The organism is Chamaesiphon sp. VAR_69_metabat_338 (assembly GCF_031423935.1).
Lineage (GTDB): Bacteria > Cyanobacteriota > Cyanobacteriia > Cyanobacteriales > Chamaesiphonaceae > Chamaesiphon.
The window spans coordinates 1-1,661 of record NZ_JANPGM010000483.1 but is presented as its reverse complement, the minus strand read 5'-3'; the positions used below and the strand labels follow the sequence as shown (position 1 = coordinate 1,661).

2 protein-coding genes are annotated in these 1,661 nt (G+C 48.8%); both read right to left on the bottom strand.

Going from position 1 to position 1,661, the window contains the following annotated elements; translation table 11 throughout:
- On the bottom strand, positions 1-1,391 hold a 1,391-nt coding region (locus tag RMO84_RS13385), incomplete at its 3' end, for an NB-ARC domain-containing protein (RefSeq protein ID WP_310488947.1).
- 6 nt (positions 1,392-1,397) lie between these two features.
- Positions 1,398-1,661: hypothetical protein (locus RMO84_RS13380; RefSeq protein WP_310488946.1), on the bottom strand; the 264-nt coding region annotated here is incomplete at its 5' end.

Genomic DNA, 1,661 nt, shown 5'->3' with positions numbered 1-1,661 from the left:
AGGTCAATGGCATCATCTGCGCGGGGTATTTGAGTTAAATCTCTTACTACATCTACCCAATTGTCTTGCTCTGCTGCAAACCAATCAAGTGCCATTATCAGCAATATATGTTCCCATTCCTCAGCGGTCTTTTCTTTTCCTAATGCTCTTTTCTGTGCCATTTGCCGACAGTGCAATGGATTGAGTCCACTATTCCAATAATCTGCCCATTCACAATACCAAGTTAAACTTCGATCTACGACTGTCTCCCGCTCTACATCCGTTAACTGTTCCTTTGCAAATAGCCGCATCAAATCGTGCCAGCCAAATCGATCTTCGCCACGCAATTCCAATACCTGAGCTTCGAGTAGTCGCCCCAAACCCGCTTCAATTTTAGATTGCTCCCATTGCATCACCGCTGCCAAGATCTCCAGCCCAAAATTCACACCAGGCAAACCCCCCGCCCAGCGAAATAACTGCCGATCCTCTTCGGTTAATATCTGATAGCTAAGATTGAAACTCGCTCTTACCGAACCCTGTCCTGGAATTGCCTTCTCTACATTCTCGTTTTCTAGTTTATTTAAGCGTGTTGATTCATTTGCTAATTCTTGAGCATAAGCCTGGAGCGACTTTCGCGCCCAGATTTGCCGATCGAGTGTAGCCGCCGTAATCCGAATCGCGATCGGCAACCGTCCGCAGAGATTGACGATTTCCCGCGCTGCTGGTAGTTCTACCTCTACCCGCTTGCCATCCTGCAAAATCGCCTGAAATAGTAACTCCGCCTCACCCAATTCTCGATCGATCCCCACCGCCATCGGTTCTAGATCGAGCTGTACGGCTCCAGGTAAGCCCGTCAATCGCAATCGACTCGTCACCACTACCGCACACTTAAGATTGCTGGGTAATAAATCCCGAATCTGGTCTTCATCCCGCGCATTGTCGAGGATGACGATCGCTTGTTTGGTGGCTAGGATCGATCGATATTGGCTTACCAACCCCTCTACATCCGTCGCCAACTGGGACTCGTCCCGCCCCGTCAATGCCCTCAAAAACCGAATTAGGACTGTTTTAGTTCCCAGTGCCGATTGGGGGTCTTGTCCGTAGAGATTGACATAGAGTTGGGCATCGGGATATCGATGTTTGAGTCGATAGGCAACCCGAATCGCTAGAGCAGATTTACCCACGCCAGGTATCCCCGCGATCGCCGCAATTTTACCTCGATCCAAGGTTGCTTCGATCTGAGCGATATAATCTTTCCGTCCTGTGAAATCCCCGATATCCTGCGGCAGCATATAGGGAGAAGGTTGTGCGGGTTGGGATTGGATATACTGATTGACGGTGCTATAATCCCCGATCGCGCCAAGGATACTTTTATCGATCGGGGCATTATATTTAGGCATGGAGTTTGTCATTTCGGCTTAGGGTTTGGTGCCGATATTTTGGGTTACGGTATTTCTATCCCCGATCGCGCCGACAATCGCATCATCTCCCATCGTCACGTTATACTTGCTGGCTTTCTCCTGTTCAGATTCGGCTAATAGTTTGGCAATCTCCGCCGCCAAATCTTTATTTTCTGGGGCTTCGAGGATTTTCTGCAACTGATATTCTAACGATGAGGTTGCGCCTTTATTTTCAGGATCGGTTGCTACATCTTTGGCGATATCCAAGGCTCCTGGTTTAGC